The 23,479-nt window shown below is 72.9% G+C and carries 19 protein-coding genes; 7 read left to right on the top strand and 12 right to left on the bottom strand.

Annotated elements, in window-relative coordinates; all coding sequences use genetic code 11:
* Nucleotides 1–12 precede the first annotated feature (12 nt).
* The gene (locus QSK31_RS09365; protein ID WP_285682848.1) at nt 13–423 is read left to right on the top strand and encodes a BP74-related protein; all 411 of its coding nucleotides are present in this window, start codon (nt 13–15) and stop codon (nt 421–423) included.
* 29 nt (nt 424–452) lie between these two features.
* On the opposite strand, the gene QSK31_RS09360 is transcribed toward QSK31_RS09365, so the two are convergent.
* The 3 genes from QSK31_RS09360 to QSK31_RS09350 form a co-directional block, all read right to left on the bottom strand.
* Nucleotides 453–1,043 (bottom strand): Uma2 family endonuclease, encoded by a 591-nt coding sequence (locus QSK31_RS09360; protein WP_285682847.1) that lies wholly within the window; start codon nt 1,041–1,043, stop codon nt 453–455.
* Nucleotides 1,044–1,104: 61 nt separating this feature from the next.
* Nucleotides 1,105–2,673, bottom strand: a complete 1,569-nt coding sequence (gene ffh, locus QSK31_RS09355; protein WP_285682846.1) for a signal recognition particle protein — start codon at nt 2,671–2,673, stop codon at nt 1,105–1,107.
* A gap of 30 nt (nt 2,674–2,703) precedes the next feature.
* The gene (locus QSK31_RS09350; RefSeq protein WP_285682845.1) at nt 2,704–2,943 is read right to left on the bottom strand and encodes a hypothetical protein; all 240 of its coding nucleotides are present in this window, start codon (nt 2,941–2,943) and stop codon (nt 2,704–2,706) included.
* A gap of 206 nt (nt 2,944–3,149) precedes the next feature.
* On the opposite strand from QSK31_RS09350, the gene QSK31_RS09345 reads away from it, so the two are divergent.
* Together QSK31_RS09345 and QSK31_RS09340 are read left to right on the top strand one after the other, a co-directional pair.
* Nucleotides 3,150–4,871 (top strand): stealth family protein, encoded by a 1,722-nt coding sequence (locus QSK31_RS09345; protein WP_285682844.1) that lies wholly within the window; start codon nt 3,150–3,152, stop codon nt 4,869–4,871.
* Nucleotides 4,868–6,928, top strand: coding sequence for an acyltransferase family protein (locus tag QSK31_RS09340; RefSeq protein ID WP_285682843.1), 2,061 nt, complete (start codon nt 4,868–4,870; stop codon nt 6,926–6,928). The genes QSK31_RS09345 and QSK31_RS09340 overlap by 4 nt, the downstream gene beginning before the upstream one ends.
* A 1,213-nt stretch (nt 6,929–8,141) precedes the next feature.
* On the opposite strand, the gene QSK31_RS09335 is transcribed toward QSK31_RS09340, so the two are convergent.
* From QSK31_RS09335 to QSK31_RS09320, 4 genes are read right to left on the bottom strand one after another with little or no spacing between them, the layout of a single operon-like run.
* Nucleotides 8,142–9,239, bottom strand: coding sequence for a glycosyltransferase family 2 protein (locus QSK31_RS09335; RefSeq protein ID WP_285682842.1), 1,098 nt, complete (start codon nt 9,237–9,239; stop codon nt 8,142–8,144).
* Entirely contained in the window at nt 9,236–10,705 is a 1,470-nt protein-coding gene (locus QSK31_RS09330) for a hypothetical protein (protein ID WP_285682841.1), read from the bottom strand. The genes QSK31_RS09335 and QSK31_RS09330 overlap by 4 nt, the downstream gene beginning before the upstream one ends.
* Before the next feature lie 18 nt (nt 10,706–10,723).
* Nucleotides 10,724–11,110, bottom strand: a complete 387-nt coding sequence (locus QSK31_RS09325) for a hypothetical protein (protein ID WP_285682840.1) — start codon at nt 11,108–11,110, stop codon at nt 10,724–10,726.
* Nucleotides 11,107–11,994: a glycosyltransferase gene (locus QSK31_RS09320; protein WP_285682839.1), complete on the bottom strand. Its 888-nt coding sequence runs from the start codon at nt 11,992–11,994 to the stop codon at nt 11,107–11,109. The genes QSK31_RS09325 and QSK31_RS09320 overlap by 4 nt, the downstream gene beginning before the upstream one ends.
* Before the next feature lie 71 nt (nt 11,995–12,065).
* Between QSK31_RS09320 and QSK31_RS09315 the strand changes: the two genes are divergently transcribed.
* From QSK31_RS09315 to QSK31_RS09300, 4 genes are all read left to right on the top strand, one after another.
* Nucleotides 12,066–13,754, top strand: coding sequence for a glycosyltransferase family A protein (locus QSK31_RS09315; protein WP_285682838.1), 1,689 nt, complete (start codon nt 12,066–12,068; stop codon nt 13,752–13,754).
* 189 nt (nt 13,755–13,943) lie between these two features.
* Nucleotides 13,944–14,429, top strand: coding sequence for a CAP domain-containing protein (locus QSK31_RS09310; protein ID WP_285682837.1), 486 nt, complete (start codon nt 13,944–13,946; stop codon nt 14,427–14,429).
* 159 nt (nt 14,430–14,588) lie between these two features.
* Complete coding sequence (locus QSK31_RS09305) at nt 14,589–15,518, top strand: phosphotransferase family protein (RefSeq protein WP_285682836.1); 930 nt, start codon at nt 14,589–14,591, stop codon at nt 15,516–15,518.
* A gap of 46 nt (nt 15,519–15,564) precedes the next feature.
* Nucleotides 15,565–16,032 carry a hypothetical protein gene (locus QSK31_RS09300; RefSeq protein ID WP_285682835.1) on the top strand — a complete coding sequence of 156 codons (468 nt, stop codon included), beginning with the start codon at nt 15,565–15,567 and terminating at the stop codon, nt 16,030–16,032.
* Here the strand turns inward: QSK31_RS09300 and QSK31_RS09295 are convergent.
* Genes QSK31_RS09295 through QSK31_RS09275 form a run of 5 tightly spaced genes read right to left on the bottom strand, consistent with a single transcriptional unit; the run spans nt 16,029 to nt 23,335 of the window.
* On the bottom strand, nt 16,029–16,976 hold the full coding sequence (locus QSK31_RS09295; RefSeq protein WP_285682834.1) for a class I SAM-dependent methyltransferase: 948 nt from the start codon (nt 16,974–16,976) through the stop codon (nt 16,029–16,031). The genes QSK31_RS09300 and QSK31_RS09295 overlap by 4 nt on opposite strands.
* Nucleotides 16,973–19,363: a glycosyltransferase gene (locus QSK31_RS09290; protein WP_285682832.1), complete on the bottom strand. Its 2,391-nt coding sequence runs from the start codon at nt 19,361–19,363 to the stop codon at nt 16,973–16,975. The genes QSK31_RS09295 and QSK31_RS09290 overlap by 4 nt, the downstream gene beginning before the upstream one ends.
* A 29-nt stretch (nt 19,364–19,392) precedes the next feature.
* The gene (locus QSK31_RS09285; RefSeq protein WP_352244402.1) at nt 19,393–21,603 is read right to left on the bottom strand and encodes a [protein-PII] uridylyltransferase; all 2,211 of its coding nucleotides are present in this window, start codon (nt 21,601–21,603) and stop codon (nt 19,393–19,395) included.
* Nucleotides 21,600–21,938, bottom strand: coding sequence for a P-II family nitrogen regulator (locus QSK31_RS09280; RefSeq protein WP_285682829.1), 339 nt, complete (start codon nt 21,936–21,938; stop codon nt 21,600–21,602). The genes QSK31_RS09285 and QSK31_RS09280 overlap by 4 nt, the downstream gene beginning before the upstream one ends.
* Before the next feature lie 29 nt (nt 21,939–21,967).
* The gene (locus QSK31_RS09275; RefSeq protein WP_285682827.1) at nt 21,968–23,335 is read right to left on the bottom strand and encodes an ammonium transporter; all 1,368 of its coding nucleotides are present in this window, start codon (nt 23,333–23,335) and stop codon (nt 21,968–21,970) included.
* Between the last annotated feature and the right edge of the window lie 144 nt (nt 23,336–23,479).

The following is a 23,479-nucleotide window of genomic DNA, read 5'->3' as shown; positions in this document are numbered from 1 at the left end:
GAAGGAGACGCAATGAAGAAGCGCACAGCCGTCCCGCTGCTGATCGCGGCCACCCTGGCCGCAGGCGCCGCCGCGGCGGTTCCCGCGATGGCCGCCGAGACGAACGCCGCCGGCGTGGTTGTCACCTACGAACACCCGAACAGCTCCACCTTCAAGGCCGTCCTCACCGACCCGGCGTCCATCGCCTCGGCCCGGGCCCAGCTCGCCGGCACCGAGGGCGACGCGACCCACCCGCACGGCACCATCGTCTACGGCGCCGCGAACGAGAACACCGGCTGGACCTGGCACCTGGACAACACCCGCCAGGTCGAGCAGTCCATCGAGATCTGCGACGGCACACCTGAGGATGTCGAGAGCCACTCCATCACGTCCGACTCCTACTGCCCGTGGAACGCCCGGGTGATCGCCCTCCAGGACGCCTGACCCAACCTGGCGGGCGGGTGGCGAAGCGGTCAGACCGCGGAGCGACCCGTCCGCCGGTAGAGGTCGTCCCGCTCACGCGTCAGCGCCGGGAGATCGATCGTGACCTCCCAGGGAACATCGACCGTGACCACATCGTCGGCGTGCAGGTGACGGTGGTAGACGCCACCTTCACCGAGCAAGAACTGAGTGAAGGTGACCCGCACGCCGAGCGGGTCGAGCAGCCAGTAGGACGGGATCCCGCCGTAGGCGTAGAGCTTCTGCTTGTCCCGCAGGTCGCGAGTGACCGAATCCCGAGAGACCACCTCGACGGCCAGCAGGACGTCGGCCGCGAGGACAGGTGATCCACCGGCGCCGCTCTTCTCGATCACGACAAGATCGGGACGCGGCTCGTTCTGACCGTCCACCATCACCGACTGATCGAAGGTCACCATCAGATCCCGCGGGCAGCCCTGCCGGAGAGCCACGAGCAACTCGGCCGAGGCGTACTGATGAAAGGGCGTTGCCGAGGGGGACAAGACAAGCCTTCCGTTGATCAACTCATAGTGAAGATCCTCGGGAAGGTTCGCCACGTCGGCGACCGTCAGATTCCGACCGTCCAGCAGTTCAGGGGCGACAAGCATCGGCAGCTCCTCACGAGGGGTGCCGCCGATGCTACTAGACATGAGACTAGTTGTCTCCCGCCTATTTCTTGTCGTCGTCGTCGCGGTTGGGCGGGCGCGTCAGCTTGTTGAAGTCCAGGTTGGGCAGCCGGAAGCCCGGCGGCAGACCCTGGGCGCCATCCCCGCCGGCCAGGGCGCTCGGGTCGAAGCCCGGCGGCAGCTGCGGCATGCCGCCACCGCGGGGCAGACCGCCCGGACGCGGGCCGCGACCGCCGCCCTTCGTACCCTTGCGCTTGTTCTTCGGGCTCTTGGTCGCCTTACGACGGCCACCGGCGCCGGGCAGGCCCATCATGCCGCCCATCTGCTTCATCATCTTCTGCGCGTCGGTGAAGCGGTTGAGCAGCTGGTTGACGTCCATGACGGTGACGCCGGAGCCGTTGGCGATGCGGGCCCGGCGGGAGCCGTTGATGATCTTCGGGTTGGTGCGCTCGCCGGGGGTCATCGAGCGGATGATCGCGGTGACCCGGTCGAAGTGCTTGTCGTCCAGCTCGGCCAGCTGGTCTTTCATCTGGCCCATGCCGGGCATCATGCCGAGGATGTTGGCGATCGGGCCCATCCGGCGGACCGCCATCAACTGCTCGAGGAAGTCCTCCAGCGTGAACTGCTCGCCCCCGAGCAGTTTCGCCGTCATCTTCTCCTTCTGATCCTCGTCGAAGGCCGTCTCGGCCTGCTCGATGAGGGTCAGAACGTCGCCCATGCCGAGGATCCGGCTGGCCATCCGGTCGGGGTGGAAGACGTCGAAGTCCTCGAGTTTCTCACCCGTGGACGCGAAGAGGATCGGCTCGCCGGTGACGTGCCGGACGGAGAGCGCCGCGCCACCGCGGGCGTCACCGTCGAGCTTGGAGAGCACCACGCCGGTGATGCCGACGCCGTCGCGGAAGGCCTCCGCGGTGGTCACCGCGTCCTGGCCGACCATGGCGTCGATGACGAAGATGACCTCGTCGGGGTTGACCGCGTCGCGGATGTCGCGGGCCTGCTGCATCATCTCGGCGTCGATACCGAGGCGGCCGGCGGTGTCGACGATGACGATGTCTTTCGCCTGGCGGCGGGCGACGTCGATGGCGTCGCGGGCGACCTGCACCGGGTCGCCCACGCCGTTGCCGGGCGAGGGGGCGTAGATCTCCACCCCGGCCCGGCCGGCCAGCACCTGGAGCTGGTTGACCGCGTTGGGGCGCTGGAGGTCACAGGCGACCAGCAACGGCTGGTGGCCCTGGCCCTTGAGCCAGCGGGACAGCTTGCCGGCCAGCGTGGTCTTGCCGGAGCCCTGGAGGCCGGCCAGCATGATCACGGTCGGTGGCTGCTTGGCGAACTGCAGCCGCCGGCCCTCGCCGCCGAGGATCTCGATGAGCTCCTCGTGGACGATCTTGATGAACTGCTGCGCCGGGTTGAGCGCCTGGGAGACGTCGGCGCCGCGCGCCTTCTCCTTCAGCGAGGTGATGAACGACCTGACCACCGGCAGGGCGACATCCGCCTCCAGCAGCGCAAGGCGGATCTCGCGCGAGGTGGCGTCGATGTCGGCGTCGGTCAGCTTCCCCTTGCCGCGGAGCTTGGTGAAGATGCCGTTGAGGCGGTCACTGAGGTTGTCGAACACGACCGCAAGCCTAGCCTGGCGACGCCGGGGCTACCGGTTCCGCATCCGATAGGTCTTCGCGGCCGCCTCGATGCGCCGCTGGGTGCGGGTGCCGGGGGCGATCTCCTTCTTGACCTTGCCGTAGACCCACACGCCGCCGCCGACCACCAGCGCGCCGACGATCAGGTAGCCGATCCAGCCGAGCAGGAAGTGCAGCACGTTGACCGCGACCCACCCCACCACGATCACACCGGCGATCATGGCCACCAGATATGCGATGCCCTTGCCCATGACTTGCCCTCCGAAGCCAGGCCCGCTCGAAAAGCGGGCACCGGACTCCACCATGCGCCCCGGGCGCAAGGGCGCGCATCGGTCTTTCGCCGGACCGTACCCGTAGGGGTCTCCGGTGCAGATGGGTCGATATCGACCGCAACCTCGCCCCCCGCGCGCCCGTTGAGGCGTCTGAGACCGGACACCGGGGGCGGAGGAGGCGACACGTGCGGCTGCGGCGGATCCTGCGACGCGCGCCGTGGCCGCTGCGCCGCCGGTTGCTCCGGGTGGTCGAGCGGCACGTTCTTCCGCGATCGGCGCCGGGCGGGCGGCTGCGGCTGGCCCGGCGGGTGGTTCCGCCGATCGGCCCGCTTCCGCGCGCGGCCGGTCCGGGGCTTTTCCGGGTACGCACGGCGAACGGCCCCGTCACCGCCCGGTCGGTCGCGGCAGCCAGCCCCGCACAGGTGCGCCGGGACAACGTCGACCGGGTGACCGAGCTGCTCTCCGCGGCGGGCGTGGACTGGTTCCGGGTGCCGAACGCGTCCTTCACGCACACCGCGGTGGCCGTACCGGAACCGGACCGGGAACGGGTGCTGCCACTGCTGCGGGACGTCACGCTGCCGGGCGCCGGGCGGTTGCGCCGCCTCGGCCGGTCCGGCCTGGTGTGGCGGGTGTGCTGGCCGGTCACCGACCCGGGCGGCGGCCTGGTGCTCGGCGACGAGTTCGGCTGCGACGTCGAGTTCTGGCTGGAGCGGGACGGGACGTTGACCGCGCCGCGGAGCAACCCGGTGGCCGACGTGGTGGCCAAGGACGACCGGGCGGTGACGGCGTTCGAATCGGCCTTCGGCGACTTCTGCGCGCCGTTCGACAGCGCGCCGTTCGACAGCGCCCCGCACCGCACCCCGTACCGCACCCGGCGGGTGTTCACGATGGCCGCGCCGGAGCGCATCCGCTTCCCGGTGGACGCCGTGTTCACCTGGGTGGACGGCGCCGACCCGGACTGGCGGCGGCGCAAGGACCGGGCGCTCGCCGCGAACCCGTGGGCCGCCGCGCATCCGCAGGCCGCGAGCGCGTCCCGGTACACCTCCCGGGACGAGCTGCGTTTCGCGCTGCGGTCGGTGCACTGCTTCGCGCCGTGGATCCGGCGGATCTTCCTGGTCACCGACGATCAGGTGCCGTCCTGGCTGGACTCCGCCCACCCGGACGTGACCGTGGTCGCGCACCGGGAGATCTTCGGTACGACCGGCGCACTGCCCACGTTCAACTCGCAGGCCATCGAGACCCGCCTGCACCACATCCCGGGCCTGGCCGAGCATTTCCTCTACCTCAACGACGACGTGCTGCTGGGCCGCCCGGTGGCGCCGGACATGTTCTTCACGCCGGGCGGGCTGACCCGGTTCTTCCCGTCGACGGCGCGGATCGGCTCGCTGCCGCGGGAGGTCGCGGACGCCCCGACGGCCAGTTCCGGGAAGAACAACCGGCGGCTGATCGAGGAGGCGTTCGGCCGGGTGCTGTCCCACCGGATGATGCACACCCCGCACCCGTCGCGGCGGAGCGTGCTGACCGAGATCGCCGACCGGTTCGCCGAGCAGGTGGCGGCAACCGCCGGGCACCGGTTCCGGCACCCCGACGACGTGGCGATGCTGTCCTCGCTGCAGCAGTACTACGCGTACCTGACCGGGCGGGCGGCGCCGGGCGCGATCGCGTACGCCTATCTGGACCTCGCCTCGCCGCACACACCGTTCCGGCTGGCCCGGCTGATGCGCGACCGCCACCTGGACACGTTCTGCCTGAACGACGTGGACGCCGACGCGGACGTCGCCGCCGAGCAGGCCGCCCTGGTGGCCGACTTCCTCCCGGCCTTCCTGCCCTTCGCCGCGCCGTGGGAACGCCGGGCCGCCCCGCTCCCGCGCCCCCGACCGATCGAGCTGACCTGGGAGTACGTGTGACGGTCACCCGGGTCGTCCCGCGGCAGCCCGCCGCCGCGCCGCCCACCGGTAGCCCGCCTCGCGCCACCGGCCACCGCCGCGACATCGAGGGCCTGCGCGCGGTCGCCGTGCTGCTGGTGGTGCTCTACCACGCGGGCGTCCCGTTGCTGGGCGGCGGTTTCGTCGGCGTGGACGTGTTCTTCGTGATCTCCGGATATCTGATCACCGGCCTGCTGGCGCGCGAGGTGACCGGGTCGGGCCGGCTGTCGGTTGCCGGGTTCTACGCCCGCCGTTTCCTCCGGCTGCTGCCCGCCGCGGTGCTGGTGACCGCGGCGACCGTGGTCGCGGCGGCGCACTGGCTGCCGCCGCTGCGCACGCCGCAGATCGCCGGCGACGGCCTGTTCGCCACGCTGTACAGCGTCAACTACCGGCTGGCCGCGACCGGTGCCGACTATCTGAACGCGGAGACCGCGCCGTCCCCGCTGCAACATTTCTGGTCGCTGGCCGTGGAGGAGCAGTTCTACCTGGTCTGGCCGCTGCTCCTGCTGGCCGCGTGGGCGGCGGGCCGGCGGCGCGGTGTGGCGATCGCGCTGGGCGTGGTGGTCGCCGGTTCGTTCGCGGTGTCGCTGTGGCAGACCGGCGCCAACCCGACATGGGCCTACTTCGGACTGCACACGCGCGCCTGGGAGCTCGGGGCGGGCGCGCTGGTGGCGGTGCTGGCGCCCCGGTTCCCCCGCCGGTTCGCCTCGGCGCTGAGCGCGGCCGGCCTGGCCGCCATCGCGCTCGCGGCGGTCCTTCTCAACGCACGAACCCCATTCCCGGGGTACGCGGCCGCGCTGCCCGTGGCCGGCGCCGTGGCCGTGCTGGCCGGTGGCATCACCGCGCCGTCCGGTCTGCTGCGCGAACCGGTGCTGCAGGCCGTCGGCCGCCTCTCCTACTCCTGGTACCTCTGGCACTGGCCGTTCCTGGTCATCGGCCCGGCCGCGCTGGGCGTGCCCGCGACGCTGCCGGTGAAGCTGGCTCTCGCCGCGGCGTCCCTGGTCGCCGCGTCCCTCACGTACGCCTTGGTGGAGAACCCGATCCGCCGCCTGCCCGCGCTGCGCCGCCGGCCGTGGCCGACCCTGGCCGCGGGTCTGGCCGTCACCGTGCTGGCCGCCGCCGGCTACCTGGCCGCGACCCGCGTCGAAGCCGAGCCGGCCACCGCCTACCGCGCCCCCGTCCTGACCGCGTGGGCACCCGACCGGCTGGCCGAAGGCGTCCGCACGCCGGCCGTCCCCGCCAACCTGACGCCGCCGCTGCGCACCGCCGGCAAGGACCTGCCGCGCCTCTACCCGGACGGCTGCTCGTCGGAGCTCACCGACGACACGGTCCGCAAACCCTGCGCGTACGGCGACGTGGCGTCCTCGGAGACCGTGGTGCTGTACGGCGACTCGCACGCCGCGCACTGGTTTCCGGCCCTCGAGGTGATCGCCCGCGACCGGAACTGGCGGCTCGTCGTGGTGACCAAGAACGCCTGCTCGGCGGCCGCCACCCGGATCTTCCAGGTGAAGCTGAACCGCCCGTTCAACGAGTGCATGACGTGGCGCCGCAAGGCGTGGTCGGCCATCGCCGATCTGCGGCCGTCGCGGGTCTTCATGGCCTCGGCGGCGGCCGGCGGCACCGTGGTCGACGGTTCCGGTGTGCCGCTCACCGATCCGACGTGGACGGACCGGGCGTGGCTGGCCGGCTGGGCGGAGACCACGGACCGGCTGAGCTCGAGCGGCGCCCGGCTGTTCCTGCTGGAGGACACTCCGTACCAGAGCAGTCAGCCGCTGGAATGTCTGTCCCTGCACCCGAAGAACCCGCACGCCTGCGTGGTCGCCGCCGACGTGGCGCTGCTCTCCCCCGACCGCCGCCGGGCGATCGCGTTGAAGCTCCGCGCCAAGGGCGTCACGGTGATCGACCCGACACCGTGGTTCTGCACGGCGAAGGCGTGCCCGGTCATCGTCGGCAACGTCCTGGTCTTCCGAGACCCGAGCCACATGACGGCGACCTGGTCCCGCCTGCTGGCCCCGCAGCTGGCCCCCCGCCTCGACTGATGTCTACGGCCGGCCGCCGGTCGGTGCGAGCGGCGGTGTCGGCGCCGGGCGGGGGTTGCCGCGGGCGCGCAGGGAACGCCACACCACGTCGGGGCGGGCCAGGACGGTCGGGTGGGTCTCCATCTGCATCACCGACTGGAAGGCCTTGTTGACCTCGATGTCGGTGACGGTGGCCTCGACGACCTGCCGCACCAGCCAGCGTCGCAGCCGGTCGGGCAGCGACACCTCGGCCTTGTCGCCGGAGGTGGAGATGCCCCACGCCGCGTCCACGACGACCTTCTGCAGGTCGAAGAAGCTGGTCGCCGGCGCGTCCGGGTCGGCGCCGGAGTGCAGGTACCTGGACAGGCAGGAGGCGTGCAGGGTGGCCGACGACATGCCCTGGCCGTAGATCGGGTTGAACGAGGCCACCGCGTCGCCGACCGCGATCAGCCGGGCCGGCAGGCGGGTGCAGGCCGCGTAGTCCCGCCGCCGGCTGTCCGCCTGGCGGTAGGTGGTGACGTCGCTGACCACCTCGCCGGAGACCACGGTCCCGAACGGCGCCGGCAGCTCGGTGAGGCAGCGCCGGATCATGTCCTCGGTGGTGCTGCCGGGGCGGTCGTCCCCGGCCCCGGCGACCATCATGATGTACCGGTCGCCCTCGACCGGGGTGAAGTTGGCGCCGCGCAGGTACGCGTCCGGCGCCTGGATGGCCAGCGACGCGTCGATCTCGTATCCGCCGGGCGGCCGGCGGAAGAACGCGGTCGCGTAGTTGACGCCGGTGACCACCCGGGTCATCGGCGGCTTGTCCCAGCCCGCGGCCTCCAGCCAGGAGCTGAGGCTGCTGGCCCGGCCCATCGCGTCGACGACCAGGTCGGCGGGCACCCGCTCGTCGGAGAGCCGCACGGCCGTCACCGCGGTGGCGCTGAACTCCAGCCCGGTGACGCGACCGGCGACAATCTTGACGTTCGGCAGCTCCATCAGCTCGGCGCGGACCCGGCTCTCCAGGAACGGCCGGGTCGAGCACAGCAGGTCGAGCTCGGTGCCGGGCACCTTGCGGACCCCGGCCGTGTACGACGCGAACCTCGCCGTCGGCACCGCCACCCCACCGGCCGCGGCGGCCCGCGACGTGAAGCCCGGGAACCAGCGTTCCAGCTGCTGCTTGCCGCCCTCGAGCAGCGCGTGCACCTGGCTGCCCTGGGGCACGCCGTGCCGGGGAGCGGCCCCGGACAGGGCGTCACGTTCGACGATCACCACGGTGTCGGCGTGGTCGGCCAAGACCCGCGCGGCCAGCATCCCGGCCATGCTGCCGCCCAGCACGACCGCCGTGCCCAGACGTGCCGGTGTACCCGTCGGTGGCGTCACCGCGCCGATCTCGGCGAAGGTGGCGGTGGCCGATGAGCCCATGAAAGTTCTCCCCCGGGACGGACGTACGTTGCTGGACCAGGTATCGCGGCCGGCCGCGGACCTCGTCGTGGATACGCGCCAGGTACTCGCCGATGATGCCGAGACCGAGCAGGATGAACGTACCCATTACCAGCAATACCAGGATGACCGTGGGGAAACCTTCCAGCGATCCGCCACGCAGCCAGCGGATCACCGTCTGCACGCCGAGCACCAGTGCGAAGGCGGCGAAGGCGAGGCCGCCGAGGGTGACCAGGTGCAGCGGCGCGGTGGTGAACGAGGTGAGGCCGTTCACGGCGAGGCGGAACAGCGACCGGGCCGTCCACCGGGATCCGCCGGTCGCCCGTTCCGCGACGTCGATCTCGACGGTGGCCCGGTCGAATCCGATCCAGCTGCTGGTGCCGCGGAAGAACGAGGCGTGCTCGGGCAGCCGCAGCAGCGCGTCCACGGCTCGGCGGGAGAGCAGCCGGAAGTCGGTCGCGCCGATCAGGTCGACCTCGGTGAGCCGGGTGAACGACGCGGTGAACAGTCGCGCCGCCAGCCGGGTGAACGGGCCCTGACCGGCACGGTTGCGTTTCACCGCGGACACCACGTCGGCGCCGTCCCGCCATCGGCGCAGCATCTCCGGGATGGCTTCGGGCGGGTGCTGCAGGTCGGCGTCGATCACCACGACCGCGTCGCCGTCGGCGTGCTCCAGCCCGGCCAGCACCGCCTGCTCCTTGCCGAAGTTGCGGGACAGCCGCACGCCGCGCACCCGGTCGTCGCGCCGGCCGAGTGCCGCGATCCGGTCCCAGGAGTCGTCCGTGGAGCCGTCGTCGACCAGCACGATCTCGTACCGCATCGCGCCCAGCAGCGAGCTGAGCCGGCACACGAAGCGGTCCACCCCCGCGCCTTCGTCGTGCACCGGCGCGACCACCGACAGCAGGCTCACCGGGCCGCCCCTCGGCAGAACGGCACGCGTTGGAGTTCCCGCGCCGCGACGTCCAGCGACTCGTCGAAGCGGGCCAGCGAGAACGACGCGTCGGCGTGCTCGGCGCGGAACTCGGCGCGCAGGGCGCAGCGGCGGGCGTCGCCGGCGGGCGAGGCGTCGAAGGCGGCCATCTCCTGCGCGATCCGGTCGGCCAGGATCGCCCGCGGCGCGGCGGAGAAACGGTCGGCGAAGCGTTTGTTCGCCGCCGCGCCGACCGTCGCGCTCAGGGCGAAGACCACGATCAAAACCCACGCGGGGGTACGCCGGGAAGCGGCGTGACCGGCGGCCACGAGCAGGATCGCCCCGGCCGCCGCGGTCACGGCCGTGTCCCGCCAGCCCAGTCCCCACGGCCCGCGGTAGTTCTGGATCTCGGCGTTCAGGGCGGCGAGCGTGGCCCCGAGCAGGATCAGCGACGTCGCCACCGCGGCCAGGGCCAGCGCGTCCCGCCGGTCCACCCTGGACAGCCGGGGCAGCTCCCGGATCGCCAGCCAGGCCAGCGCGCCCAGGGCGAGCACGGCGACGACCGGCACCACGCCGAACCAGGAGCCGCGGGTGCCACGGATCGCCGCCTCCCACATCAGCGGCGGCGCCCAGGCGGTGGCGCGTACCGGAATCGTGGTGAGGACCGCCGGGCCGAGCGTGATGTCGGAGAGCCGGTAGCAGCCGCCGTCCGCACAGAACCCGTGGATCACCACCCGCACCGCGACGAAGACCGGCAGGAATCCGGCCCACAGCGCGGCCAGGACGACCACCGTGCGGCGCCCGGCCGGCCGGATCCGCGACCGGATGAGGGCGGCCGCGGTGGCGAACGGCAGCGCCAGGCAGGCGATCTCGTTGACGCAGGCCAGCGACGCCCCGCCGAGCACCAGCAGGACGATCCGCCACCGGTGGGGCACGCCGTCCGGGCGTACCCGGCACACCGCCGCCGCGACCAGCAGCACGAGCGTCGCCGATCCGAAGTACAGGCCGCCGAACAGCACCGCCGGGCTGGACGCGGTGGCCGCCACGAATCCACCGCTCACCGCGAACGGCACGATGACCAGGAGCTGGGACGGTGGCCCGCCGGACGAGGCCACGACCGACTCGGCCAGCAGCGTCGCGGCGAGGGTCAGCGCGATCGCGGTGGCGAACGAGACCAGGCGCAGGCCCACGTTCGCGGGCAGGCCGAACACGTCGCTGATCAGGTAGACGAGCAGGTCGAGCGTCTTCTCGAGGATGCGCCCGAGCGGGCGGAAGTTACCGAGCCGCAGGTAGGTGTCCGCGGTGCCGAGGGTGTGCGTGACGATCGCCCACGGCCGGTCCCGGAACATGCCGCCGTGCCAGTAGATGTTGAACCGGTGGTCGGCGGTGGGCGCCAGCGCGATCAGCGGCGCCAGTACCACGACGGGCGCGGCGACCGCGATTCGCCACTTCGCCCATCCGGTCACGCTTGGGCAACGACCCGTTCAGTCCGCAAGTGACGGATCCGGATCGACGACCACCGTGTGACCCGGCCCGTGGTCGAAGAAGATCCGGGTCAGCCGGCGGGTCAGCAACTCGTCCCAGGGTATGCCCGGCCGGTGTCGCCGCCAGGTGGTCGCGTCCGGCAGATACTCCAGAACCACGCCGGCGGCGCGCGCGTGGCGGAACTCCGGGCAGTCGGTGACCACCACGGTGGCCGGGCCGGTGTTCCGGGTCAGCCGCGCGGTCAGCCCGCGCAGCTGCTCGGCGTCCAGACCGGTCGCGACCACCACCTCCACCGCGTCCGGCCGCGGCTCGGCGGCACGGGCGCGCCACCAGTCCCGCTCGGCGCGCGCACCGGCCAGTTCCCGGCGCAGCCGCTCCTCGGTCATCTCGCGGCTCCTACCCAGGCGGCCGCCGCGGCGGCGCCGTTCTCGAAGGCCACCTCGGCGCAGCGGGCGGCGAGCGCGGCACGCACCTCCGGCCGGACCGCCAGCGCCAGCACGTGATCCAGGTCGGCGGTCCGTTCGGCGCAGAGCGCGGCGCCGGCCGCGGCGGCGAAACGGGCCCGCGCGAGCTGATCGTCCGGTCCGGCGCCCGGATCCGGTACGAACACCGTCGGCACCCCCGCCGCCAGCAGCTCGTGGTACGCGGTGTAGCTCGCCGTGGCGACGGCCAGGTCGGCGGCTCGCAGCGCCACGGCGTCCGGCTCGATCGGCGTGAAGCCCGGTACGTCGGTGGTGATCCCGCGGAACACCACGGCCGGCTGCTCGCCCAGCCCCAGTCGTGCCCGGGCGGCCTCGCGGCCGAGCAGGTCGGCGCGGTCCAGCGCGGTGATCGGCGCGACCGTGGTGACGCCGTCCCGGTCGTACACGGTCCAGCCCTCGTCGCCCGCCGCGGCGAACTCGCCCGGCTCCAGCACCGCGTCGAACGCTGCCGACCGCCCGCGCCACCGCAAACCCTGCCCGCGCCGCCACATCGAGGAGCGCAGCCACCGCCAGGACACGTCCGGGTGATCCGCGGTGGCGGCCAGCAGCCCGTCCTCGGGTTCACCGTCGAGCACCACGGTTCCGATCCCGTGCAGCTCGATCAGGTGACGGAGACGGTCGCGCAGCAGCGTCGCGCGACACGGCCGGGTGGTCTCCGGCAGATGTTCGACCAGCAGCGGCGCCCGCGGCAGCACGGCCGAGCCGGTGAGCAGCACCGGATCCAGCCCGGCGGGCAGCCGCGCGGCCACCGCGAGCAGGCGGTCGGTCACGTCCCCGAACAGGAGCACCCGGTTCACACCTGGTTGAACGACACGCGAGTCTCGGACGAAACTCTCCGCCGGTAGTTGATCATTGGGTGATGGAAGCGCGGCAGGTACTGGAGGCCGTTCGGACCACGCCGGTCCTTCGTCGGGTCGGCGACGCCGAACGCGTCTCCAGCATCGTCACCGCGTACGCCCCCGGGCCGGAGCTGATCGCCTCGGTGCGCTCGCTGGCCGTGCAGACCTGGACCAACCAGGAGATCCTGGTGGTCGACGACGGCTCGCCGCACGGACACGACCACCTCTTCCGCGAGGCCACCGAGCTCGACCCGCGGGTCCGGCTGATCCGGCTGCCCGCCAACACCGGGGTGTACGCCGCCCGCAACGTCGCCCTCGGCCAGGCCACCGGCGACTACCTGACCTTCCAGGAAGCGGACGCCTGGTCCCACCCGTCCCGCCTGGAACTCCAGGTGGCCGCCCTGCGCGCCGAACCGGACCGGGCCGGGGTGAGCTGCCGGGCTCTGCTCGTGACGGCCGACCTGACCGTGACCCGGGCGACCCGCGGCCCGCTGCTGGTCCGGCGCGGCGCCGGGCTGTTCGACGAGGTTCGGCACGGCGGCGACGACGAGTACGCCGACCGCCTCGACGTGCTGCCCCTCGCCGACGTGCTCACCCTGCTGCGCTCCGAGACGCCCCGGCGCCTCGCCGCCGCGCTGCGGTCCTACCGGTCGGCGTACCGGGCGTGGCACCGGCGGCCCGCGGCGGCGGCGTGCCGCCCGTGGCCGCTGCTGGAACGACGCGGCCGCCGCGCCTACGACGTGGTGCTCGTGGCCGACTGGACCCGCCCCGACGCCGGCCTCGGCCAGCTGCACGCCCTCAAGTCCCGCGGCCTGCGCGTCGCCCTGCTCCACCTGGACGACCCGGCCCGGGCCCGGACCGGTCCCACCGACCTCGACAGCACCACCCAGCACGCCATCAACGACGGCCTCGCCGAGCAGGTGGACCTCACCGACGACGTGCGTGCCCGGCTGGTCGTGGTCCGCGACCCGACCGTGCTGCGGCACCCGCCCGAGCTGCCCAGCGGGATCCGCGCCACCCGGGTCGTCCTGGAGATCAGCGCCGCCGCGGCCGTGGCACCCCGCCGCTGCGTCGCGGCCGCCCGCCGCCTCTTCACCGCCGACCCGCAGTGGGCGCCACCCGGCCCGCACACCCGCCAGGCGCTCGCCGCCCGGCCGGACGGGCTCGCCCTCACCCCGGTGGACCTGCCCGGCACGGTCGTCGCGGACGACTGGCGGCTGGACCGGCGACCGGCGCCGGGCGGTCGTCCGGTGGCCGGGCGGCGCTGCGAGCCCGGCGAGTGGGCACGGCTGCGGCTCGAGCTGCCCGCCGACCCCGCCATCGACCTTCGGTTGCTGGACGGTGGCAGCGGCGTACCCGACGGGTTGCGGTCCTGGTTGGTCTATCGCCCCGGCGACCTGGACCTGCGCTGTTTCCTCGGCCAGCTCGACTTCTACCTGCCCCTGCCCGGCGAGGACACGCCCGCCGACGCCGATCCCACGGTGCTCGCCGCGCTGGCCGCCGGCTGTGTGGTGGTGCTGCCGCCGCGGTACCGGGCGACGTTCGGCGACGCCGCCGTCTACGCCGAGACGCGGGAGCTGGCTGACACCGTACGCAAGCTGCACTCACGAAGCGCGGCCCTGACCGCCCAGCGCGACCGGGGCCGGGCTTTCGTCCTCGCCCACCACAGTCACGCCCTCTACGCGGACCGGATCCTGGCCCTTTCCTGACGATTCACAACCGGACCGCAACCGGCTGATCCCCGTTCTCGGCAACGGTTCGAGCTACTCACCCGTCCCGCAACCCAGAGGTCACGGCAAGGCACCTGTAGCGGCCTTCAGACGCCCCGCGGCGGGCCGAACGGAGATGGCGAACCTGGCGAACGCAAGCCAGGCGCCGTACTCCGAAAGGCAGCTCACATGCGCTCGATCGTCCGCCGCCTGGCCCTGATCGCCCTCGTCCCCGCTGCCCTGATCGGCGTCGTCGCGGTGGCGAGCCCGGCACAGGCCGCCGCGCCGACGGTCGCGCAGCTGCAGAACGACATCGTCGCCGCCACCAACGTGCAGCGCGTCAAGCTCGGCTGCGCCCGGCTGCGCGTCGACGCCAAGCTGGCCTACGCCGCCCGCGGCCACAGCGCCTTCCAGGCTCGCACCAACACGATGAGCCACACCGGCTCGAGCAGGTCGACGTTCGCCGTCCGCGCCTCCCGCGCCGGCTACGTGGGCGCCCTGGCCGAGAACGTGGCCTACGGCTACCGCAGTGGCGGTCAGGTTGTCGCGGCGTGGATGAAGAGCCCGGGTCACCGCGCCAACATCGCCAACTGCAAGGCGAAGGCCGTCGGCGTCGGCGCCTACTACTCGGCCAACGGCACGCCTTACTACACCCAGGACTTCGGCACCCGCTGACCGTTCGCTCCACAACTTCGGCTCTGCACCGGGCCGAGCGAGTTCCGGGACCGCCCCCGCGGGCCCGACGTGGGGTAACGCCCCACGAGCGCGCCCTCGCCGTCCCCCGCGGTGAGGGCGCGTTTGTCTGTGCCGCAGGGCGAACCCTAGGTTCGTGGGGTGACCGCGGACCTTTCCCATCTCGGCGCGCCGATCGGGCCGATGAACCGCGTCCACGGCGGGTACGCCAACCGGATGTACCGGCTCGACACCGACCAGGGTTCGTTCGCGGTCAAGGAGATGAACTCCGCCGACCGCCGCTGGGCCTACCACGTCGAGGACGTGTTCCGGTTCGAGCGGGCGGCCTTCGCGGCAGGCATCCCGATGCCGGAGCCGATCTCGGCCGACGACCACACGCTCGTCCACCGGTGGGTCGACGGGGAGACGGTTCCCGAGGAGCCGGTGCCGGCGGCGTACGCGTTCGAGATCGGGGAGATCCTCGCGCGTATCCACGCGCTCGACGTCGAATGGACCCACGCGCCGGTCGAGGAACCGGCGTCCCGGGACTGGCCCGAGCTCGCCGAGCGGGCGGTGGCGACCGGACAGCCGTGGGCCGGCGAACTCGCCTCGCATGCCGGGACGTTCCTCGCGATCGCCCACTTCGTCGACACCTGCGAACGGCCGGGCCCTGTCGTGCTGACCCACCGGGACATCCAGCCGTGGAACCTGCTCGCCCGCGACGGCCGGCCGGTGGTGCTCGACTGGGAGCTCTCCGGGATGCTCGACCTGGCCGGTGAGCTCGGCTCGACCGCGCTGAGCCTCGCCAAGGGTCGCGGCTTCGACGACATCGAGCCCGCGGTCTTCCGCTCGGTCCTCGACGGTTACATCGCCGGCGGCGGGGCGTTGCCGCCGTCGGGTCCGAGCTGGTTCGTGTTCATGGTCGGCGGCTGGCTGGGGTTCACCAGGTGGAACATCCTCCGGTGCCTCGCCGGAGCCGAGGCGGGCACCGGCCCCGGCCTCGCGCTGTCGCACGAGTCGGTGCGCAACGGACTGCGCGGCCTGCCCGACATGTACGGCCGGCTCCCGGAACTCGAGGCGCTGCTCGCGTGACAGCGAGGCCACCGGCCGCGCGGATCGTGCCGCACAATACGTCGGTATGAAGGGCCGCCTGATCCTCGCCGCTGCCATCGTGGCCGTGCTGGGCGGTGTGGTGGCGATCGCCGGGTTCCGGCCGCGCGGCAGCATGCCGGAGGTGGTCGCGGTCCGGGCTCGATGCTCGCTCCCGTCGCCACCCACATCGGACGGCGGAAGTCCGCTGGTGCCGGATCGACGCTACGACCAGGTGCAGCTCTGTGATCCGGCCGGCGGCCTGGTGCCGGTGCGCACGCTCGACGACGAGGAGTCGGCCGAGCTGGTGCGCCGGTTGAACGCGTTGCCGCCCGGCCGGACCTGCGCCGGCCCCACCACCGACCTGCACCTGAGGTACACCCTGGAGACCGTCGTCGTGAGCCTGCACCTCGGACCGTGCGACGCGGTCAGCCGGGGCGGCGTGGTCCGCTCGGGCGCCGCCGACCTGCACCGCTGGGCCACCGAGATGATCGGCGACGGGGTGCCGGACCGCTAGGTTCTCGCCGGTGTGGTGACGCGCGCGAGGACCGTCCAGCGGCCGGCCGGCGGGTGCTCGGCGCGGAAACCGTCGATGCTGCCCTGCCGCGGGACGCCGGGGCGGGACGCCGCCACGACCAGGCCGTCGGCGGTGAGACGGCGGCCCAGGACGTGCAAGGCGGGCGGCAGCGGCTCGGTGGCGGGCCCGTCGACCAGGAGCAGGCCGATGTCGGTCAGGGTGGTCAGGGCCTCCACGTCGTACCAGTCGGCGGCGCGGCCGTCGAGGGTCAGCTCGGCCAGCGGCGCCCGCAGCACCTCGACGCCGGTCAGGTCGTGGGCTCGCAGGTCGGCGCGGAGGCGGTCGGCTCGGGCGGCGTCGTGTTCCACCACGACGAGGCGGCCGGCCTGCTCCGCCGCGTACCCGAGCCAGATCGTGGCCGGACCCGCGCCCAGCGCGACCGTCAGACCGGGTCTGCGGCTGCGCATCAGGTGCAGCAGGCCGAGGACGCAGGAGGGGCTCGGCTCGGCGGCGGGCATCGGGGCGCGCGGCGCGATCGTGCGGGAGAGCTGGATCAACGCGTCGGTCTCACGGTTCTGGGCGCGCAGCAGAGTTTCGGCGTCGTCGGGGGTGAGGCGGTCGGCGCGGGCGATCGCGTCGGTGAGTTCCAGGTGGCGGTCGCCGGCCTCGAGGCGTTCCTTCTCGACGGTGGCGATCACCCGGCGCTGCACCTGTTCCAGGATCTGCCGCACCTCGCCGATCGACGCTTGCTGCGCCTCGTGCAGTGCGAGCATCCGCCGGTGCACCCGGATCGCGACGACGAGCGCGGCCGTCACCAGGACGGCGACGAGGAACGGGGGTCCGGCGACGGCAGCGGCCCCGGCGAGGAGCGCGGCGGCGATCAGAAGTGTGTGCGGCTCGAGCCGGAGCAACCGCCGCGCGACGCGTCGGGCCAGGTCCTTCATCGGATTCCTCCCACGGTGAGCTCTACCGCCTCGGCGAACTGCTCCGGCCGGTGCGCCTTGGCGACCACCTCGCGCGCCCGCCGGCTCTGCTCGGCGAACAGGGCACGGTCGGCGGCATATCGGTGAATCAGGTCGGGCACGGCGTCCGGCTCGGCGTAGACGGCCGCGTCGCCGTACAGCGCGGCCGACCGTTCGGGGAGCACCACGACGCACCCGGCGGCCGCGGCTTCCAGGGCGGGGCGGGAGAACGTTCCGGCCGCCGCCGGGTCCGGCACGTGCAGGTAGAAGTCGAGCTGGTGCAGGAAGGCCCTGGGTGCGACGGCGCCGGCCGGAAAGACCAACCACGAGTGGGGTACGCCCGGAGCAGTCGCGTCGGAGGGCTCGTCGGCGAGGCGCAGCCGTACGTCCACACCGGACAGTCCCGCCAGGGCGCCGAGCGGGCCGCCCGCCTCGGTGTCGCACAGGTCCGCCCCGGCGATCGGCAGCTCCGCGGTGGCGCCCGCGCGGGTGGCGACCCAGCCGGTGGCGTCCACGACGGCGGGCAGGTCCCGCTCGGCGATCGGCAGGTCGGGATCGGCGGAGCGCAGGGCTTCGCGTACGCCGGGATCGCGCGGCCACCACACGGCCGTCAAGTCGAACACCTGGCGTACGCGTGCTGTGCAGGTCCTGGTGTCGTAGTGGCCGGCCGGCGCGCGATCGGCCACCACCAGCACCCGCCCGGCCCGCAGCATGGCCGGCTCGTCCGCGGCGAACTGCAGCACCGCCGCCTGCCGGACCAGCAACAGCTCGGCCGTGCAGGGGTCGGTGAGGTGCGCGTGGTCGGCGAGGCCGGAGTTGACCAGGTCCTGGATCGCCCCGCACAGCGGCTGGCGGCGCCGGTGCGCGGCCCGGAACGCGTCCAGCTGCACGATCCCGACCCGCATCCCGGCCGCCACCAACGCCCGGATCTCGTCGACGGCCGAGCGGACCGGGCCGGTCGCGTACCGCCAGTCCCCGGCCAGCACGACGTCGTACGAGGTCTCGTTGCACGCCCCGGCCAGGTGGGCCGGCGCCGCGAACGGCCGGTCGCGCCCGTCCGCCGGCCGGTGCGGGTTCGCCGCCCCGGCCGCGATCGCCTCGTGCCACCGCTGGTACGCCGACCGGTATGCGGCCCGCGCCGGATGCATCCAGTGCGGCCGGATCTCCGCGCGGGACAACGAGTTCGCGGACAGCCGGATCAGCGCCAGCGGCTCGGCGACGTGGTGCACCGCGCTCGCACCGAACGCCGCCTCGATCCGTCCCAGGTACTCCGAGTCCGCCGCCTTCCGCAGCCGGTCGAACCAGCCGATCCGCTCGACCACGGCCACCCGCCGGAGCATCATCGACGACGGGTTGAACCGTCCGGTGCGCACGCCGGCCCGGGTGAGCAGCAGGTCGTCGGTCACCGACAGCCCGTCCGAGGTGCTCGCCACCCGGTCGTCGTCGGCGATCAGCGGCGCGATCTGCCGTTCCAGGCGGCGCGGGTGGGACCAGTCGTCGGAGTCCTGGAACGTGACGAACTCGCCGCCCGCCGCCGCCAGCCCGGCGTTACGGGCGGCGTAGGTGCCCGCGTTGGACGGCTGCCGGATCAGCCGGACCCGGTCGCCCATCGCCGCCGCCCGCCGCAGCACCGCGTCGTGTTCCCGGGGTGACCCGTCGTCCACGATGACCACGTCGACGTCGCGCCAGGTCTGGGCGAGGATCGAGCGTACGGCGGTGATCAGCCCGTCGCCCGGACGGTAGGCGGTGACCACCACGGTGATCCGCCGCGACCCGTCCACAGATGGGGTCGGCGGTGCGCCCAGACGGTCGAAGGGCGACAGCGTGGTGCTGCTCGTCAGTGTCGGCCCCGGTTCCGGCAGCAGAGCCTGGAACGCGGCCAGCCACGGCTCGACCGGCCGCTCGGCCACGAACGGGTTCCGCAGGTCCGCCTCGAGCGCCGCGCGTACGTCGGGCCGCATCCTCCGGTAGGACGCCAGCAGCCCCGGCACCGCCGCGGGCCCGGCCCAGGCCAGGGTGAGCTGGGCGTGCAGTCCCTGATGCGCGGCGGAGAGGGCCTCCGCCCCGACCAGCGTGTAGAGGGCCAGCGCGTCGGCCCGATCGGACGGCAGCCGGTCCTGCAACGCGATCGTCTGGGCGAGGGCGGCGAGCATGGCCCGCTGCGGCCGCTGCGCGCGCAGCCAGCGGCGATCCTTGCAGCGAGCCGCCGCGAGCAGGTCGTCGAGGCCGGCGCCGGACCCGAGGGCGGCCCGGACGAGCAGATGCCGGGCGTCCACCGAGCCGGTACGCACGGCGGTGGCGCTCACCGCGAGCCGCAGCGACGCACCGATCGCCGCGACGTGGTCGTCGAGCACCTCGGCCGCCTGCACACCTGCCCAACGCCGACGGGTGGAGAAAGTTACACGGCGTCCAGCACGGCGGCGCCCACGCGTTCCCGGGCGGCCTCGTCGGACCAGTCGCCGACCAGGTAGAACGCGTCCACCACGTCGCCGCCCAGGGTGGAGATGCGGGCGGCGCGCATTTCGGCGCCGGTGTCGTCGAGGGCCGTCGCCACCCGGTAGAGCAGGCCCGGCGAGTCGGCCGCGCGCAGCTCCAGCACCGTGGCGTCGGTGGCGATCTCGCGGTGCCACACCACCCGGGGCGAGGCCGCGTTGCCGCGGGCGCTCATCGCGCGGGCGCGGACCCGCTGGGTCACCGACACGTCGCCGGCGGCCACCCGGCGCAGGTCGGCGGCGAGCGCCACCGGGTCGTACGGCGAACCGAACCGGGGCTGGGTGAGGAACTCGACGATGGCGCGGCCGTCCACACTGGACGCGTCGGCGCCCAGCACGTCCAGTCGATGCATGGTCAGGCAGGCGGTCACCGCGGCGAGCAGGCCACGGCGGTCGGCGGCGGCCACCGCCACCCGGTCGCCGTCCAGGTGCACGGCCGGCAGGTCGCCGGTCAGCAGTTCCGGGTCGGGTTGCGGCGGGGCGGGCAGCACGCCGGTGTCCATCGCGGTGTGCACCTTGCCCACCAGCTCGGCGATCAGCCGGCCCTTCCAGTCCGACCAGGCAGCCGGGCCGGTGGCGTGCGAGTCGGCGCGGGCCAGCGCGTGCAGCAGGTCCAGGGTGGTGACGTCGCCGACCGCCTTGGCGACCGCGGAGATGGTCACCGGGTCGGAGAGGTCGCGGCGGGTCGCCACGTCCGGCAGGAGCAGGTGCAGCCGGACCAGTTTCTCGATGGTGGCCACGTCGGCGGGCGGCAGGCCGATGCGGGCGGCGATGGCGCCGGCGATCGGCGCGCCGACGACACTGTGGTCACCCTCCAGGCCCTTGCCGACGTCGTGCAGGAAGGCGCCGATCAGCAGCAGGTCGGGCCGGTCCACCTCGCGCGTGTAGGCGGTCGCCTCGTACGCGGCCTGGACCAGGTGCCGGTCCAGGGTGAAACGGTGCACCGGGTGGTGCTGCGGGAGGCTGCGCATCCGGGCCCACTCGGGCAGCCACGCGTCGATCAGGCCGTACCGGTCGCAGGTCTCCCAGGCGGGCAGCAGACCGGCGCCGGAACCGAGCAGCGAGACCAGTGCGGCCAGGGCGGACGGCGGCCACGGAGTCGGCAGCGGCGGGCTGAAGGCGGAGAGCCATTCGCTGGTCGCGCGGGCGATCGGCAGGCGCACGGTGGCTGCCGCGGCGGCCACCCGCAGGGAGAGGCTGGGGTCCGGGACAGGGCCGATCGCGGTACGCGCGAGCACCAGCTCACCGTCCTGCTCGACCACGTCGCGGGCGACCGGGCGGCGGTTCGGCACACCCGGCGGCATGCCCCGGCGGCGTCCGCTCCGCAACCGGTCGGCGGCTCGCCAGGCGTCCTCCAGCGCGTACGCGACGGTCCGGGCGTCCCCCGCGACCCGCCGCAGCAGGGTGTCGCCGTCGTCCAGGTCGAGAAGCTCGGCGACCGACGCGCGTTCCTGCGCGACCAGCCGATCCACCCGCCGCCCGACCGCGATGTGCAGCGCGTCCCGGGTGTCCAGCAGGCGCAGGTTGGCGGCCCGGACGGCCGGTCGCATCGTGTCGGCGACCCCGGCCCGGCCGATGCCGCGCAGGATGGTCACGTCGCGCAGGCCGCCGGCCGCCTCCTTGAGGTCACCCTCGAGCAGGAAGGCGAGTTCGCCGTGCTGCGCCCAGCGCGCCTGAGTGAGGTCCTTGAGCTGGGACATCAGGCGGACGGCGGTACGCCGCCACTGGTCGCCGGCGGCGCCGATCAGTTCGGCGGACAGTCGGGTGTCGCCGGCGATGTGCCGGGCGTCGAGCAGGCCCAGCGCCACCTTCACGTCGTCGTGCGCGACGGAGAGCGCCTCGGGCAGGGTGCGGACCGAGTGGTCGAGGCCGAGCTTGGCATCCCAGATCGGGTACCACAGCCCGGAGGCGATCCGGTCTATCCCGGCCTGCCCGTCGTGCAGCAGCACCAGGTCCAGGTCGCTGAACGGCGCGCAGTCGCGCCGGCCGAGGCCGCCCACGGCGAGCAGGCTGACCCCCGGCAGGTGGCTGGGGAAGAGGTCCTGCAGCCAGGTGTCGAGCGCCGCCGCCCGCTGATCGCGAGCGGCGGCGCCGATGTTGTCACCCAAAACAATCAGAGCGCGTCGAGGCCGCGTTCGCCGGTACGGACCCGGATCACGTCTTCGACGCCCGTGACCCAGACCTTCCCGTCACCGATCTTGCCGGTCTTGGCGGCGGTCACCACCGCGTCCACCACCTTGTCGACGTCGATCTCGTCGGTCAGCACCTCGACCTTGATCTTCGGCAGGAACTCCACCGTGTACTCGGCGCCCCGGTACACCTCGGTGTGGCCCTTCTGACGGCCGTACCCCTGAACCTCGCTCACGGTGAGGCCGGCGACGCCCAACGCGTGCAGAGCCTCTTTCACCGCGTCGAGCTGGTACGGCTTGATGACCGCGGTCACCAGCTTCATGCTCAATCCCTCCGTCGCCATAAGAGAAGTTAACCGGCAACCTTCTGGCTGACATCGGCCTTGCCGTCAGCGTCGATCGCCTCGCCCTTCTTGAGTCCGGCCATGGCGAACGCGCCGCCGCCACCGGAACCGCCGGAGGGGGTGAAGTCGTACCCGGTCTCGCCGTGGTCGGCGATGTCGATGCCGCCGATCTCGGCCTCCTCGCTGACCCGGAAGACCTTGATGGCCTTGAGGACCAGGGCGATGATCGCCGCGACCGCGAAGGAGTAGACGGTCACCGCGAGGCTGCCGACGAACTGCTTCCACAGCTGCGTGACACCGCCGCCGTAGAACAGGCTCTCGTTCGCGGCCAGGGCGTTGACCTGGGTGGTGGCGAAGAAGCCGATGCCCAGCGAGCCGATCCATCCGCCGACGAAGTGCACGCCGACCACGTCGAGCGAGTCGTCGTAGCCGAGCTTGTACTTCAGGCCCACGGCCAGCGCGCAGACGACGCCGGCGATGAGGCCCAGCAGGGCGGCCGGCAGCGGGGCGATGAAGCCACACGCCGGGGTGATGGCGACCAGGCCGGCGACCGCGCCGGAGGACGCGCCGACCAGGGTCGGCTTGCCGTCCCGCAGCCACTCCACGACGATCCAGCCGAGCAGAGCGGCGGCCGTGGCGACCTGGGTGTTCACGAAGGCGACGGCGGTGATGCTGTCGACGGTCAGCTCGGAGCCGGCGTTGAAGCCGAACCAGCCGAACCACAGCAGGCCGGCGCCCAGGGCGACGAACGGCACGTTGTGCGGCCGCATGTTCTCCCGTGGCCAGCCGATCCGCTTACCCAGCACCAGCGCGACGCCGAGAGCCGCCGCACCGGCGTTGATGTGCACCGCGGTGCCACCGGCGAAGTCGAGCGCGCCGAGCTTGGCGCCGATCCAGCCGCCACCCCAGACCCAGTGCGCGACCGGGACGTAGACCAGGGTGAACCAGCCGAGCGCGAACAGGATCCAGCCACCGAACTTGAGGCGGTCGGAGAGCGAGCCGCTGATCAGGGCGACCGTGATGATGGCGAACATCATCTGGAAGACCATGAACGCGTACGTCGGAATGCCGGTGCCGGTGTCGCCGAGCATCCACTCGTCGCCGATCCAGCTGGTGCCGGTGCCGAAGTACTGGCTGAAGCTGCCGATGATGTTGTTGGCGCCCTCGGAGTCGTTGGACCCGAAGGCGAGGGTGAAGCCGTAAAGAACCCACAGCACACTGATGAGCCCGATGGACGAGAAGCTCATAATCATCATGTTGAGCGTGCCCTTGGACCGGTTGAGGCCACCGTAGAACAGCGCCAAACCAGGTGTCATGAGCAAAACGAGCGCAGACGACAGGAGCAACCATGCGGTATTACCGGTGTTGACCTCCACGCTGCCTCCTCTCGGATAGGTGTCCTCCCGCACGGCCCACCTGGCGACATCGCCCTGTGTGCCGGTTCGGCGGAAGCCTTCCGGTCGGCTGTTTCGAGCAGCGTCAACCTGCGATTTCCGACACGTGACGGGTTGTTTCCGACG

Source organism: Actinoplanes sp. NBRC 103695 (assembly GCF_030269485.1).
Classification (GTDB): Bacteria; Actinomycetota; Actinomycetes; order Mycobacteriales; family Micromonosporaceae; genus Actinoplanes.
This window is presented reverse-complemented; position numbering and strand designations above follow the sequence as displayed.